Origin of the sequence: Dankookia sp. P2 (assembly GCF_050632255.1) — a bacterium.
GTDB lineage: Bacteria > Pseudomonadota > Alphaproteobacteria > Acetobacterales > Acetobacteraceae > Paracraurococcus.
In genome coordinates, this window is record NZ_CP192581.1 from 2,743,929 (window position 1) to 2,758,389 (window position 14,461).

General features: G+C 75.5%; 9 protein-coding genes and 3 pseudogenes. 10 read left to right on the forward strand and 2 right to left on the reverse strand.

The window, feature by feature from the left end; genetic code table 11:
- Positions 1 to 98: 98 nt before the first annotated feature.
- From ACQ86J_RS16270 to ACQ86J_RS16285, 4 genes and pseudogenes are all read left to right on the forward strand, one after another.
- On the forward strand, positions 99 to 3,548 hold the full coding sequence (locus ACQ86J_RS16270; protein WP_431271915.1) for an AsmA-like C-terminal region-containing protein: 3,450 nt from the start codon (positions 99 to 101) through the stop codon (positions 3,546 to 3,548).
- A 168-nt stretch (positions 3,549 to 3,716) separates the two neighbouring features.
- A complete protein-coding gene (locus ACQ86J_RS16275) occupies positions 3,717 to 5,360 on the forward strand; it encodes a methyl-accepting chemotaxis protein (protein ID WP_431271916.1) in 1,644 nt (547 codons plus the stop codon).
- Positions 5,361 to 5,726: 366 nt separating this feature from the next.
- Positions 5,727 to 6,041: pseudogene (locus ACQ86J_RS16280) on the forward strand (DUF3300 domain-containing protein); the annotation flags it as partial.
- Positions 6,042 to 6,135: 94 nt separating this feature from the next.
- Positions 6,136 to 6,867 (forward strand): DUF3300 domain-containing protein, encoded by a 732-nt coding sequence (locus ACQ86J_RS16285; protein ID WP_431271917.1) that lies wholly within the window; start codon positions 6,136 to 6,138, stop codon positions 6,865 to 6,867.
- 86 nt (positions 6,868 to 6,953) lie between these two features.
- On the opposite strand, the pseudogene tyrS reads toward ACQ86J_RS16285, so the two are convergent.
- Positions 6,954 to 8,202, reverse strand: a pseudogene (tyrS, locus tag ACQ86J_RS16290) (tyrosine--tRNA ligase).
- A gap of 70 nt (positions 8,203 to 8,272) precedes the next feature.
- Between tyrS and ACQ86J_RS16295 the strand changes: the two are divergent.
- From ACQ86J_RS16295 to ACQ86J_RS16305, 3 genes are all read left to right on the forward strand, one after another.
- Positions 8,273 to 9,391: an anhydro-N-acetylmuramic acid kinase gene (locus ACQ86J_RS16295; RefSeq protein WP_431271918.1), complete on the forward strand. Its 1,119-nt coding sequence runs from the start codon at positions 8,273 to 8,275 to the stop codon at positions 9,389 to 9,391.
- A gap of 243 nt (positions 9,392 to 9,634) precedes the next feature.
- Positions 9,635 to 10,546: a hypothetical protein gene (locus tag ACQ86J_RS16300; RefSeq protein ID WP_431271919.1), complete on the forward strand. Its 912-nt coding sequence runs from the start codon at positions 9,635 to 9,637 to the stop codon at positions 10,544 to 10,546.
- A 23-nt stretch (positions 10,547 to 10,569) separates the two neighbouring features.
- The gene (locus ACQ86J_RS16305) at positions 10,570 to 11,706 is read left to right on the forward strand and encodes a multicopper oxidase domain-containing protein (protein ID WP_431271920.1); all 1,137 of its coding nucleotides are present in this window, start codon (positions 10,570 to 10,572) and stop codon (positions 11,704 to 11,706) included.
- Between the two features lie 40 nt (positions 11,707 to 11,746).
- Here the strand turns inward: ACQ86J_RS16305 and ACQ86J_RS16310 are convergent, their stop codons facing one another.
- Positions 11,747 to 12,334, reverse strand: coding sequence for a DUF2889 domain-containing protein (locus ACQ86J_RS16310; RefSeq protein WP_431271921.1), 588 nt, complete (start codon positions 12,332 to 12,334; stop codon positions 11,747 to 11,749).
- Between the two features lie 346 nt (positions 12,335 to 12,680).
- On the opposite strand from ACQ86J_RS16310, the gene ACQ86J_RS16315 reads away from it, so the two are divergent.
- The 3 genes and pseudogenes from ACQ86J_RS16315 to ACQ86J_RS16325 all read left to right on the forward strand — a co-directional run bounded on the left by ACQ86J_RS16315 (position 12,681) and on the right by ACQ86J_RS16325 (position 14,447).
- The gene (locus ACQ86J_RS16315) at positions 12,681 to 13,181 is read left to right on the forward strand and encodes a PAS domain-containing protein (RefSeq protein ID WP_431271922.1); all 501 of its coding nucleotides are present in this window, start codon (positions 12,681 to 12,683) and stop codon (positions 13,179 to 13,181) included.
- Positions 13,118 to 13,378, forward strand: a pseudogene (locus ACQ86J_RS16320) (PAS domain-containing protein); the annotation flags it as partial. The gene ACQ86J_RS16315 and the pseudogene ACQ86J_RS16320, both read left to right, overlap by 64 nt.
- 133 nt (positions 13,379 to 13,511) lie before the next feature.
- Positions 13,512 to 14,447 carry a sensor histidine kinase gene (locus tag ACQ86J_RS16325; protein WP_431271923.1) on the forward strand — a complete coding sequence of 312 codons (936 nt, stop codon included), beginning with the start codon at positions 13,512 to 13,514 and terminating at the stop codon, positions 14,445 to 14,447.
- Positions 14,448 to 14,461 lie beyond the last annotated feature (14 nt).

Sequence of the window (14,461 nt, forward strand, 5' to 3'; positions counted from 1 at the left end):
GGTCGCGCTGCTGCTCGGCCTCGGCGGCGTCGCCTGGCGGCTGGCGGAGCGGCCGCTCGACCTGCCGCAGCTGGCGCGGCGGATCGAGGCGGCGGTGAATGCCCGACCGGACGGGCCGCGGCTGGCCATCGGCCATGCCGCCATCGCCTGGGAGGGCTTCCGCGGCGGCACCGCGGCGCCGCTCGACATACGGTTGCGCGAGGTGCGGCTGCGCGGCCGGGGGCCGAGGTCGAGCTGCCCGAGGCAGCCTTCAGCCTCTCATTCCGTGCCCTGCTGCGCGGCGTCGTCGCCCCGGCGACGATCGAGCTGCGCCGCCCCGGCTGCGGGCGACGCTGACCGATGGCGGCATCGCCCTCGGCCTCGACCCGCCGGCCGAAGCGGGCGCCGCCGCGCTGGCCGAGGGCGATGCCGCGCAGACCGACGTGGCGACGCTGCTGGCCGGGCTGATGCTGCCGGCCTCCGACCGCGACACGCTGGCGGCGCTGCGACGCATCCGGGTCAATGGCGGGGAGGCGGTGCTGGCCGATCCCGCCGCCGGCCTGACCTGGACCCTGCTGGAGCCGCGCCTCGACCTCCGCCGCGCCGCCGATGGCGGGCTGGCCGGAGAGGGCGAGGCGGTGCTGCGCTCCGGCCCGGTCAGCGTGCCGGTGCGGCTTTCCGGCGAGGCGCGCGGCACGCCGATGCGGGTGACCCTCGGCCTGCTGCTGCCGGCGCTGCGGCCGGCGGAGCTCGCCGCGATCTGGCCGCCGCTGGCGCCGCTCGCGGTGCTCGACGCGCCGGTGACCCTGGCCGCGCGCGCCGAATTCGACGCCGCCGCCCGGCCGGACCGGATGCAGGCGCGGCTCGAGGCCGGGCCGGGCGCGCTGGTCCTGGCGCCCGGCCGGCGCCTGCCGCTGGCCGGCCTCGCCGCGACGGTCGAGGGCAGCAGCCGGGCGCTGACGATCCGCGAGGCGGTGCTGCGGCTGCCCGGCCCCGGGGGACCGGCCTCCGGACGGCCAGGGCCGAGCCTGACGGGGCGCGGCGAGGTGCTGCAGCGCGACGGCGCCTGGCACGCCGCGCTCGACCTCGGCAGCGAACCCTTCCAGGCCAGCACCCTGCCGGCGCTCTGGCCGGCCGAGCTGGCGCCGGAGGCCCGCGCCCTGGCGCTGCGCAGCCTGCCATCGGGCCAGCTGCGGGAGGCGCGGGCGCGGCTCGACCTCGCGGTCACGCCGGAGCTCGACGCAGTCAGGCTGGAAGGCGCCCGGCTCGGGCTCGGCCTGGCGCGGGCGGTGATCGACCTCGGCGGCGGCCGCCAGGCCGCGGTGGAGACGGCGGAGCTGGCCGCCAGCTACACCCCCGGCCTGCTGCGGCTGGACCGGCTGCTGCTGCGGCCGCCCGCCGCGCCGGCCGGCTCGGGCGGCAGCGGAAGGCCGCCGCCGACCCTGGTGGCGGAGGGCGAGGCCCGGCTGGCCGAGGCAGGCTGGCAGCTGCAGGCCGGGCTGACGCTGGATGCGCTGGCCGCCGGCGAGCTCGACGCCTACTGGCCGCGCGGGCTGGCGCACAACACCCGCGACTGGATGGTGCAGAACCTGACCGCCGGGCTGATCCGCAACGGCCGCTGGCAGCTGCGCGCGGAAGCGCCGGCGACGCTCGACCGACTCGCCCTCACCGGGCTGACCGGCACGGTGGAGATGGTGGATGCGACGGTGCACTGGCTGCGGCCGGTGCCGCCGGTCCAGGGCGTCTCGGGCACCGCCGAATTCGGCCCGGCCGAGGTCATCCTGCGCGGCCGCGGCGGTCGCCAGGCGCTGCCGGACGGGCGACCGGGCGGGATCGAGCTGAAGGAGGCGACCGTCCGCTTCTTCGCGCTCGACACCGATGCCGAGCAGGCGGAGATCACCGGCCAGACCGCCGGGCCGCTGCCCGAGATCTTCACCCTGCTGCGCCACCCGCGGCTGAAGCTGTTCGAGCGGCGTCCGCTGAAGGTCCAGGCCAGCGGCGGCCAGGCGGAGGCGCGGCTGGCGATCAGCTTCCCGCTGCTGGCCGACCTGCCGATGGACCTGCTGAAGATCGGCGCCCGCGGCCGCGCCACCGAGGCGCGGCTGCCCGGCGCCCTGGTCGACCGCGACGTCGAGCGCGGCCAGTTCGACTTCGCCGTGGACACCGATGGGCTGAAGCTGAACGGCCAGGCGCTCTGGGTCGGCGCGCCGGTGAAGCTCGGCCTCGAGATGGATTTCCGCAACGGCGGCCCGTCCCAGGTGACCGAGCGCGGCACCCTGACCGGGCGGTTCGACGCGGCGCAGGTCAACGCGCTGGGTGTCGAGACGGGGAAGGTGCTGGACGGCCAGGTCGCGCTCGACGCCCGCTACGAGCGGCGCCGTGGCGGCCAGGGCAGCGTCGCCCTGCGCGGCGACCTGCGGGAGGCGCGGCTGGGGGTGGAGGCGCTGAACTGGGCCAAGCCGCCCGGCACGCCCGGAACCTTCGAGGGCACGCTGCGGCTGCAGGGGGAGACGCTCGGCAGCATGGAGCCGATGCGGCTGGAGGCACCGGACCTGGCGCTGCGCGGCCGCGCCGCCTTCGGGCCGAAGGGGCGGCTGGAACGCATCGAGCTGGCCGAGGGCAGCTTCGGCATCTCCCGCTTCGCCGGGGAGGTGCGCCGGCCGGAGCGGCCCGGCGGCCCCTGGCAGGCCGACCTGCGCGGCCCGCTGCTCGACCTGCGGCCGGTGCTCGGCACGCCGGGCCAGCCTTCGCCGCCGCCCGGCCCGCCGGACGAGAACGGCCTGCCGCTGCAGCTCGACCTGCGGTTCGATCGGATGACGATGGGCGAGGGCCGCCTCCTGCACGCCACCCAGGCGCGGGTGCGGAGCGACGCCGCCGGCCTGCTGCGGGAGGTGCGCGCGACCGGCCGCACCGGTGCCGCCGCGGGCGGCGAGTTCGACCTGACCCTCGCGCCGCAGGGCCAGCACCGGCTGCTGCGGCTGACCGCGGCGGATGGCGGCGCCCTGCTGCAGGCGATGGACCTGACGGATTCGATCCGCGGCGGCCGGCTGACGGTGAATGGCAGCTACGACCAGCTGCGCCCCGGCGCGGCGCTGTCCGGCACCGCGGAGCTCGAGCAATTCGTCCTGCGCGACGCCCCGGCGCTCGCCAAGCTGCTGCAGGCGATGACGCTGTACGGGCTGGTGGAGGCGGTGCAGGGCGGCAAGGGGCTGGTCTTCGGCCGGCTGGTCGCGCCCTTCGCCCTGACGCCGGAGGCGCTCGTGCTGAGCGATGCGCGGGCCTTCTCCGCCTCGCTCGGCGTGACCGCCAAGGGCCGGCTGCTGCGGGACAAGCGGATCGCGGCGATCGAGGGGACGATCGTGCCGGCCTACATGTTCAACACGCTGCTGGGCAACCTGCCGATCATCGGCCGGCTGTTCAGCCCGGAGGCCGGCGGCGGCGTCTTCGCCGCGACCTACCGGGTGCAGGGCCCGCTCGACGACCCGACCGTGACGGTGAACCCGCTGGCGGCGCTGACCCCGGGCTTCCTGCGCGGGCTGTTCGGGCTGGGCGGCGGCGCGGCGCGGTAGGCGCGGCGGGATCGCCCGGCGGGTTTACCGCATCCTCAGATTTCGGCGCGAGGGTGCGGCCGCCATAACGCCCGGAGTGCCTATGTCCGCCCCACTCGCCCTCTCCCCGCCCCGTCCAGGACGGCGACGGCCTGGCCACGGCTCGGCCTCGCGCCGAAGTTGCTCGGCGTGGTCGGGCTGCTCGCCGCGCTCGCGGGCGGCATCGCCGTGGGCGCCACCTACACGATGGCGCGGCAGACCGGAACCATGGAGCGGCTCGAGGCGCAGGCCGGCCGCGGCATCGTCCTCGGCCGGGCGAACGTGAATTTCATCAGCTGGGTGCGCGGCGTGGGATTCCTGCCGCTCGAGCTCTCGGCCGAGGAGCGCAGGCGCTGGGAGGCGCAGGCGGCCGACCAGCGGCAGCGGCTGGAGAAGCGGCTGGACGAGGTGCGCCCGACGCTGACCCTGCCCGAGAACCGGCACGACCTGGCGCGGATCGAGACTGCGGTCCAGGCCTACAAGACGGTGCACGCCGAGGTGCAGGCGCTGGCCCGCGCCGGCAAGCTCGACGAGGCGACCCGCGCCGCCATGGCCGCGGCCGGCACGGTGGAGGCGACCAGCAGATCGCTGCGCGAGATGCAGCTGCGCATCAACCGGGCGCTCGAGGCGATGCAGAAGACGGCGCGGAAGGAGATGGAGGGCACCCATGCCTGGCTGATTGGCGGCTCCGCGGGCGGGATCCTGCTCGGCGTCGGCCTGGCCCTGCTGATCGTGCTGCGCGGCGTCACCGGGCCGCTGCGGCGCCTGACGGCGACCGCCGGCGGGCTGGCCGAGGGGCGGATCGACACGGCGGTCGAGGCGACCGGGCGGACGGACGAGGTCGGCGCGATCGCCCGCGGCCTCGAGGTGCTGCGCGGCGCGGCGCTGCGCGCCCGGGCGCTGGAGCAGGAGGCGAGCGCCGCCCGGGACGCGGCCGAGGCGGCACGGCTGCAGGCGCAGCGCGACCTGGCCGACCGGGTGGAGCGGAGGCTGGGCGCGGTCGTGCAGGGCCTCTCGGCCACGGTCGGCACGCTCGAGACCGGGATCGCCACGCTGGACAGCACCGCGCAGGGCACCTCGGAACGCGCCGCCTCGGCCGCCGCCGGCGCGACCGAGGCGACCAGCAACGTGCAGACCGTCGCCGCGGCGGCGGAGGAGCTGGCCTCCTCGGTCAACGAGATCACCCGGCAGGTGACCGCGGCGGCGCAGGTGGCGCGCCGCGCGGTGCAGGATGCGCGGGAGGCGGACGGCACGGTGAACGGGCTGTCCGAGGCGGCGCAGCGGATCGGCGACGTGGTGCGGCTGATCGGCGACATCGCGGGGCAGACAAACCTGCTGGCGCTGAACGCGACGATCGAGGCGGCGCGCGCCGGGGAGGCCGGCAAGGGCTTCGCGGTGGTGGCCTCCGAGGTGAAGACCCTGGCCAGCCAGACGGCGAGGGCGACCGAGGAGATCGGCGCCCAGATCACCGCCATCCAGGCGGCGACCGACCGCGCGGTGCAGTCCATCAAGGGCATCGCCGAGGTGGTGGCCGAGGTCGACGGCATCTCCGCCACCATCGCCGCGGCGGTCGAGGAACAGGGCGCGGCGACCCGCGAGATCGCCCGCAACGTCGCGGAAGCGGCGCAGGGCACCAACGACGTCTCCGCCAACATTGCCCATGTCAGCGCCGGGGTGGAGCAGACCACCGGCGCCCTGGCCGGGCTGCGCGACGCGACCGGGGCGGTGGCGCGGCAGGGCGGCGCGCTGCGGGACGGGCTGGACGGCCTGCTGCAGGGGCTGCGGGCGGCCTGAGGGGCGGTGCAGCCAGAGGGCGCGCCGCTCAGAAAAACGTGATAGTCATTGCGGTGCGCCGCCCTCGCGGCGCGCGGCAATGCCCCTTGCCGATCGGGACCGGGCGCCCCGCGCCACCGGTCCGGGGCCGAAGAAGGAGGTCACGGCATGGCTGGCATCGGTGCGGGAAGGCCGTCGCGCGCAGGGCGGGCCGTGGCCCTTCTGGCCGCCGGCGGCTTCGCCTTCGTCACCACTGCCGGCGGGCTGCCGCCGCGCGCCGCGGCGCAACCTGCGGCCACGGCCGCCGGCGCGACGGTCCAGCGGCTGAGCCAGGCGGAGCTCGAGCAGCTGCTCGCGCCGATCGCGCTCTATCCCGACCAGCTGCTGATGCAGGTGCTGATGGCCTCGACCTACCCGCTCGAGGTGGTGCAGGCGCAGCGCTGGCTCGGCCAGGGCCAGAACGCGAAGCTGACGGGAGAGGCGCTGGAGCGAGCGCTGGTGGCGCAGCCCTGGGACCCCGCGGTGAAGTCGCTGGTGCCCTTCCCCCAGGTGCTCGCGCTGATGAGCGAGCAGCTCGACTGGACCCAGCGGCTGGGCGATGCCGTGCTCGGCCAGCAGGCCGAGGTGCTGGACAGCGTGCAGGCGCTGCGCGGCCGGGCGCTGGCGGCCGGCAAGCTGGCCGACAGCCCGCAGCAGGTGGTGACGAAGACCGCCGCCGCCGCCGGCCAGCCGCAGGTGATCGTCATCCAGCCGGCGCAGCCTGCAGCAGGTCTATGTGCCGGTCTACGATCCGGCCGTGGTCTATGGCGCCTGGCCCTACCCGAGCCATCCGCCGGCCTACTACCCGCCGCCGCCCAGCTACGGGCTCGGCGATGCCCTGCTGACCGGCATGGCCTTCGCGACCGGGGTCGCGGTGGTCGGGTCGCTCTGGGGCTGGGCGAGGCCGGGCTGGGGCTATGGCCGCGGCCAGGTGAATGTGGACGTGAACCGCTACAACAACATCAACGTCAACCGCACCCAGATCACCAACAACACCTGGGTGCATGACGGCGCGCATCGCGGCGGCGTGCCCTATCGCGACCCGGCGCTGGGCGACCGCTACCGCCAGGGTAGCGACCGGCCCGACCAGCGCGACGCGCTGCGCGAGCGGACCCAGCAGGTGAACACCGGCGGCGGGCTGGACGCGGCGCGCAGCGGCGCCCGGCCCGAGGGCGTCCGGCAGGCGGGTCGCCCCGCGGGGCAGGACCGTGCCGGCGCCGCCAGCCGGCCGCAGGCCCAGGCCGCGCAGCGGCCCCAGGCCAAGACCGCGCAGCGGTCCCAGACCAGGCCCGCGCAGCGAACCGAAGCCAGGCCGGCGCAGCGGCCCAGCCAGATCGACCAGACCCGGCAGGATCGGGCGGCGCCGGCGCGGGACCGCATGCCCGCCGCCGAGGCGCGGCCGGTCTCCCGTCAGCAGCATGCCGGCGGCGGAGCCCACCTCGCCCGGCCCGCGGGCGGCGGCCACCAGCAGCAGCGGCGGGAACGCTAGCCCGTATCGCCGCCGGTCCGGACGCAGCCGGCCCTGCCGGCGGCGGGCCGCCGCGGTGCCTCGTTCGGGACCGCGGGCGGGTCGCCTCAGCCCGCCCGCACCAGCACGTGCCGCTTGCGGCCGAGCGAGAGCTTGGCCGCCCCGTCCCGCAGGTCGGCCGGGCCTATCACCTGCTGCGGGTCGGCGACCGGCGAGATCGTTCAGCCGGACGCCGTTCTGCGCCACCAGCCGGCGCGCCTCGCCCTTGCTGGCGACCAGCTTCGCCGCCACCAGCAGGTCGGCCAGCGGCGCCGGCAGGGCATGCACCAGGCTCGGCAGGGTCTCCGCCGCCTCGCCCTGCTCGAAGGCGCGGCGGGCGGTCTCGGCCGCCGCCTCGGCTGCGGCGCGGCCATGCAGCAGCGCCGTCGCCTCGGTCGCCAGCAGCTTCTTCGCCTCGTTGATCTCGGCCCCGGCCAGCGCGCCGAGCCGGCGGACCTCCGGCATCGGCAGCTCGGTGAACAGCGCGAGGAAGCGCGCCACGTCGGCATCCTCGGTGTTGCGCCAGAACTGCCAGTAGTCGTAGGGCGCCAGCCGGTCCGGGTTCAGCCAGACCGCGCCCGCCGCGGTCTTGCCCATCTTGGCGCCCGATGCCGTGGTCAGCAGCGGCGTGGTCAGGCCGAAGGCCTCCGCATCGCCCCTCCCCTGGGCCATCCGCCGCACCAGGTCGGCGCCCATGACGATGTTGCCCCACTGGTCTGAGCCGCCCATCTGCAGCGCGACGCCGTGCCGCCGGTGCAGCTCGAGGAAGTCGTAGGACTGCAGCAGCATGTAGTTGAATTCGAGGAAGCTGAGCGGCTGGTCGCGCTCCAGCCGCAGCCGCACGCTGTCCATGGTCAGCATGCGGTTGACCGAGAAGTGCCGGCCGACGTCGCGCAGGAACGGGATGTAGCCCAGCGCGTCCAGCCAGGCCGCGTTGTCCAGCAGGATGGCGTCGCGCGGCCCCTCGCCGAAGCGCAGGAAGGGGTCGAAGCTGCGGCGGATGCCGGCCTTGTTCGCCTCGATGCTCTCCTCGGCCAGCAGCTGCCGCGCCTCGTCCTTGCCGGAGGGGTCGCCGACCTTGGTGGTGCCGCCGCCGAGCAGCACCACCGGGCGGTTGCCCGTGCGCTGGAACAGCCGCAGCATCATGATGGAGACGAGGTGGCCGACATGCAGGCTGTCCGCCGTGCAGTCGAAGCCGATATAGGCGGAGACGGGGCCGGCCCGCAGCTTCGCGTCCAGCGCCGCCGCATCGGTGACCTGGTGGACATAGCCGCGCTCCTGCGCCGCGCGCAGGAACTCGCTCTCGGGGCCGCTCATCGCCACAACTCGATCCTTGGGTAGGGCCCTGCTGGCTTCGCAGGGGCGGCTCCCCTAGCATAGGCGCCGCATGCTTAGAACCATCGGGCTGATGAGCGGCACCTCCCTCGACGGGGTGGATGCCGCCTGGGTGGAGACGGACGGGGCGGCGATCGGGCGCATGGGCCCGGCGCTGACCCTGCCCTACGACCCCGCGCTGCGCCGCGACCTGCGCAGGCTGCTCGATGTCGCCGCCGATATTGAGGAAGGCGATCCCTTCCTGGCCGATTGCGTCCGCCGCCTCACCGACCGGCATGCCGAGGCGGTGGCGGCGCTGCGCGCCGAGGTGTCCCGGGTGCTGGGCGAGGCGACCGACCTGGTCGGCTTCCACGGCCAGACCATCCTGCACCGCCCGGCCCGGCCGGGAGACACGGCGCCCGGCCGCACCTGGCAGGTCGGCGATGCCGCCTGGCTGTCGCGCGCCACAGGGCTGCCGGTGGCGCACGACTTCCGCAGCGCCGATGTCGCCGCCGGCGGCCAGGGCGCGCCGCTGGTGCCGGTGGTGCATGCGGTGCTGGCGGCCGCCCTGCCGAAGCCGCTGGCGGTGCTCAACCTCGGCGGGGTCGGCAACGTCACCTGGATCGGCGCCGAAGGCGGGCTGGTCGCCTTCGACACCGGCCCGGCCAACGGGCCGCTCGACGACTGGGCGCGGCGCCACGCGCAGACCGACTACGACAAGGACGGGCTGCTGGCCCTGGCCGGGCAGCCGGACGGCGCGGTGCTCGGCCGGCTGATGGCGCATCCCTACCTCGCGGCGCCGCCGCCGAAATCGCTCGATCGCCTCGATTTCGACCGGGCGCTGCGGGAGGCCGGGGCGGGCGACCTCTCGCCGCAGGATGGCGCGGCGACGCTGGTCGCCTTCGCGGCGGTCTGCGTCGCCGCGGCCGGCCGCCACTTCCCCGACCCGCCGCTGCAATGGCTGGTGGCCGGCGGCGGCCGGCGCAACCCGGCGATGATGCGGGCGCTGGCCGGCACGCTGGAGGCGCCGGTGCGGCCGGTGGAGATCGTCGGCTGGAACGGGGACGCGCTGGAGGCGCAGGCCTTCGGCGTGCTGGCGGCGCGCTGCTGGCACGGCCTGCCGCTGACCTTCCCCGGGACGACAGGCGCGCCGCGGCCGCTCGGTGGCGGACGGATCACCGGGCGGGGCTGAGGGCCATCCGGGTGGCCGGCGGCACCGCCGGGCGGCCGCCGCAAGAGAATGCGAGATCATGGAGTGACCCGGTACCGGGTGCTAGCGTCGCCGCGCCGGGGTCACGCGGGAGTTCCAGACCCCATGACATGCCATTATTTCAGAAACTTCAGTATTGCCGCCTTTGCGCTGGCCTGCAGCCTCCCCGGCCCTGCGCCGGCCGCCCCGCTGGCGGAGCCACCGCGGCTGGACAGCCAGAACGGGGTGCTCGACATCCTCATGGTCGCCCGGCCGCAGCGGGTCACGCTCGGCAGCACGAAGCCGGAGGCCTGGGTCTACGAGATCTGCCGGCGCCCGGCTGCGCATGACGTCTGCCCGGCTGGCAGCGGCAGCTTCAGCCCCTATGGCGGCGTTCACCTGCACCTGGATCCGGGCGACCGGCTGAAGGTGCGGCTGGTCAACCGGCTGCCCTCGCTCGACGCGACCGGCCCCTTCGCCCCGGACCACGCGAAGGACCCGGCGAACGCGCACATGGCGCTGCTCGACAACCCGACCAACCTGCACACCCATGGGCTGATCGTCGAGCCGCGCAAGCCGAGCCCGGCCATGCCGAGCTTCGGCGACACCATCTTCGTGCTCAACTACAACCACGCGAATACCGCCACGCCGATCCCGGCGCAGATCCCGGGGATCGAGGTCCGCAAGGACGTGGTGGACTACGACATCCCCATCCCCAACCCGCCGAACGGCCCGCATCCCTCCGGGCTGTTCTGGTTCCATCCGCATGCGCACGGCCTCGCGCTCAACCAGGTCTCGGCGGGGCTCGCCGGCATCATCACCATCGGCAAGCCGCAGGACTACCTGTGCGACGACGGCGCCTGCACGGGTCTCGGCGCCGCGCCGCGCCACCTCGTGCTGAAGGACATGCAGGTCGTGCGGCCGGCGGGCGCCAGGGCCGACCGGGTGCAGACGCAGGAGGACCCGACCTTCTGCGGCGGCCCGCCGCCCGCCCCGCCCGGGCAGAACGGCGTCTGCCCGGGCACCGCGCCGAACTCCAACTGGTTCTTCACCGTCAACGGCCAGGTCTTCCCGAGCTGGACCGCCGCGGCGCAGCGCGGCGAGCTTCTGGCGAGATCACCAATGCCTCGGGCAGCGTCACCTACAACCTGCACCTGACCCGGCAGGCCGATGGCGGCGACATGCGCTTCCAGGTCGTCTCGATGGACGGCACCACCGTCGGGCTCGCGCCTGGCCTGCCGGCCGACCGCCTGGGCAGCCTCTTCGGCGGCAAGTTCAAGCCGGAGCCCTGCGGCGATGCCGGGCGCGACCAGCCCCTCCTGCGCGGCGCCGAGCCGGTCTGCGCCGACAGCATCCGCCTGATGCCGAGCGCGCGCATCGAGATCTTCGTCACCTGGCGGGACGCCGCCGGGCGGCCTGTCGACCCGCCGCCGGGCGCGACGGCGCTGCTGCGCAATGCCAGCGCGCCCGACACCGGCGGCGACGCCTGGCCGAACGTGGTGCTGGCCTCCATCGGCTTCCGCGGCCCGCATTTCCCCCACCCCGCCATCGCGATGAAGGGGCCGGCGGGCGGTGCCACCGCCGCCTACCTGGCGCAGCCGGCCGAGGTGATGCTGCCGCAGCAGCAGGTCGCGGTGCCGGCCGATCTCGCCACCGCCGCGCTGGCGGGCGCGCTGCCGGCCGGCGACGCGCGGCTGGCGCAGCCCGGCGCGGCGGCGACGGCGCTCCGGCAGCTCCGGCCCGGCGCGCCGGGCATCGAGGGGCTGACGCTGCAAGCCGGCCTCCCCTGCAGGCCGCTGCCGGCGCATTGGCGCCGGCGGATCCTGTTCGGCGTGCCGGCGGCGGACCCGAACGCCTTCGGGCTCGGCTACGAGCTGGTGGACGACGGGAACGTCGTGCGGGAGCGCCAGGAGATCGCGGTCTTCCAGCATGACCGGACCACGGTCTGCGTGCCGCTGAAGGGCGCGGTGCCGGCGACGGAAACCTGGGAGCTCGTCAACCTCGCCGGCGAGGACCATAATTTCCACATCCACCAGACCCGCTTCCAGGTCCTGCCGGACGCCGCGGCGATGCCCGTGCCGCCCGGCGCGCCGGGCGCGGTGTTCCAGGACAACGTCCCGGTGCCGCGGGCGTCGGGCGGCAGCTGCGACGGCACGTTGGACCCGGCGACGCACGCGCCGCCGGCGGGCTGCACCACCAGGCCCGTCTTCGTCTCCATCGCGTTCCAGGAGCTCGGCGACTTCGTCTATCACTGCCACATCCTCGAGCACGAGGACGGTGGCATGATGGCGCGCATCGCCGTCCGGGCGGTGCCCTGATGCCGGCGGCAGCGCTCGGCCCGGGGTCCGGCGCCGGGCGCTACTCCGCCGCCGCTTCCCCCTTCAGCCAGGGCCAGCGCGCCAGGCTCACCGGGCTGTCCGGCGCATAGGCGATGCAGCTGCCGAGCATCGCCGGCCGCCGCTTCGGCACCTCGCCCCCGCCGGCCAGGATGCGCGCCGTCTCCTCCCGCTCCCGCCGCGCCCGGATCGGGTACAGGGTCTGGAAGGCGACGGTCGCCATCTGCCCCAGCACCTCCCGCAGATGGGTGCAGCCATGCACCCCGCCGACCCGCTCGGCCACCGCGCGGTTGAAGCCGGCGCCGATCTTCAGCCCGGCGAGCCGGGCGAAATTCGGCGCGGCGGAGGGGCAGACCGCATAGGGCGTGTGGTCGGAGGCCGCCTCGGCGCCGACGATCTCCATGTCCTCCCGCACCGTCAGCCGCAGGAACAGCCCGTGCAGCGGCTCGCCCGGCCGGATGGTGCCGCGGTCTTCGTTCTCGAAGGGATGGGCCTTGGTGTCCAGCAGATAGGCCTCGATGTCGTAGAGGCCGTCCTCGCGCCGCCAGCCGCGGATGTCGATCTCGCGGCGGTGCAGCATCTCGCGCGGGGCAGGCGGCGAAAGGGGCATGCGGTCGGGCTCCGGAACGGCTGCAAGGGGTCGGTCGACGCATTGCCCAGCCCGCGATCCTCCTGAGTGAAAACGCTCAGGACGTGAATCGCCGGCTCAACAAGGCTAGGCCAGGCTCGCCCCGACGCGGTCGGGGCGAGCCTGGCCTAGCCTGCTTTCGGTCGGCGTTGAACCACCGCCGCGCGTGGATCAGCCCTGCGGCGATGCAACACGTGAAGCCGGCCAGGAAAGGGTGTCAGTGTATTCTCCGCCCTGTGATCGGGCCTCGGCCGCTCGCCCATCGTATGATGTTATACGATCCGCTAATGGTTCCCGGGTGGAGGCCAGACCCCGGGGGATGCCGACTTTGCCCGATGATGGCCGGCCCGGCCTGCCCGATATCGATTGCATCCGCGGCTTCGCCGGGTCCTCGCCCATGGCGGTGGCGGTGCTGGAGGGGCCGGCGCACCGCATCCGCTACGCGAACCCCGCCTGCCTCGCCGCCACCGGCCGCGCGGAGGCGGCGCTGCTCGACCGCCGGCTGGCCGAGGCCTTCCCGGCGCTCGGCGCCGCCAGCCTGGCCGCGCTCGACCGGGTGCACGGCACCGGGGAGGCCTGCCGGGGCGAGGCCGTCGCCCTGCCGCTCGGCCCCGCCACGACGGACGATGCGCCGCACCTCTGGGATGTCGAGCTCTCGGCGGTGCGCGGCGGGGGCGCCATCGCCGGCGTGCTGGTGCTGCTGCGCGACGTGACCCCGCGGAGGCCCAGGCGGCCCGCTACCGTGCCCTGGTCGAGGCCGGCTCGCTGGCGGTCTGGACCGCCGGGCCGGATGGCGCGGTCCGGGAGAATGCCGGCTGGGACGCGCTGACCGGCCAGAGCCAGGAAGAGTCCACCGGGCTCGGCTGGCTGCAGGCGATCCATCCGGAGGACCAGGCGCGGGTCCGCGGCCGCTGGCTGGCGGCGATCGCCAGCGGCGCGACCTATGAGGCCGAGTACCGCCTGTCCTGGCCGCGGGGCGGCTGGCGCTGGACCGCGGCGCGGGCGGTGCCGCGGCGGGATGCCGAGGGGCGCATCCTCGAATGGGTCGGCGCCAATACCGACATCGACGCGCAGCGGCAGGCGGAGCTCGGCCTGCGGGCCAGCGAGGACCGCTTCCGCACCCTGGCCGAGGCGATGCCGCACCTGGTCTGGCAGACCGATGCGGCGGGGCGGCCGGAATACCTTCAACCGCCGCTGGCGGGCGCTGACCGGGCTCGGCCTGACCGCCCTGGCCGGCTGCGGCTGGATGACGGCGCTGCATGCCGACGACATCGCCCGGCTGCACGCCGCCTGGGCCACCGCGCTGGAGGCCGGCGGCGACTACGACGCCGATGCCCGCATCAGCACCGCGGCCGGCGGCTATCGCTGGCACCGGGTGCGGGCGGCGCCGGTGCGCGATGCCGGCGGCACCATCCGCCACTGGGTCGGCACCTGCACCGACATCGAGGAGCGCCACCAGGCGGAGGATGCGCTGCGCGAGGCGCTGGCGGCGCAGGAGAGGCTGCTGCGGGAGGCCGAGCACCGCATCAAGAACAGCCTGCAGCTGGTCGCCGGCCTGCTGCGGCTGCAATCCGGCCGGGTCGAGGAGCCGGCGGCGCGCGAGGCGCTGGAAGCCGCCACGGCCCGGGTCCAGGCGGTGGCGGAGGCGCATCGCGCCCTGCAGATGAGCCCCGACCTGCGCAGCGTGCGCCTCGCCGACATGCTGCGGGAGCTGGCCGCCGGCGCCTCGGTGCAGCTGCCGGGCACCGACATCCGCATCGAGGCGCCGGAGGCGCTGACCCTCGATGCCGAGCGGGCGATCCCGCTGGCGCTGATCCTGTCGGAGCTGGTGGCGGATGCGCTGCGGCATGAGCGGCCCGAGGGCGCGGCGCATACGGTGCGGCTGGAGGCCTGGGTGGAGGCGGGCGGCCTGGCGGTCGCGGTGGCTGATGGCGGCTTCGGCCTGCCGGCGGAGAATGCGGCCGGGCGGCTGGGGGCAACGGTGATCCGCGCCCTGGCGAAGCAGATCGGCGCCGAGCTGGCGACCGAGAGCGCCCCGGGCAGCGGCACGCGGGTGACGCTGCGGCTGGGGCTGGAGGCGACCACCTCGGGCTGAGGGCCGGGCCGGCC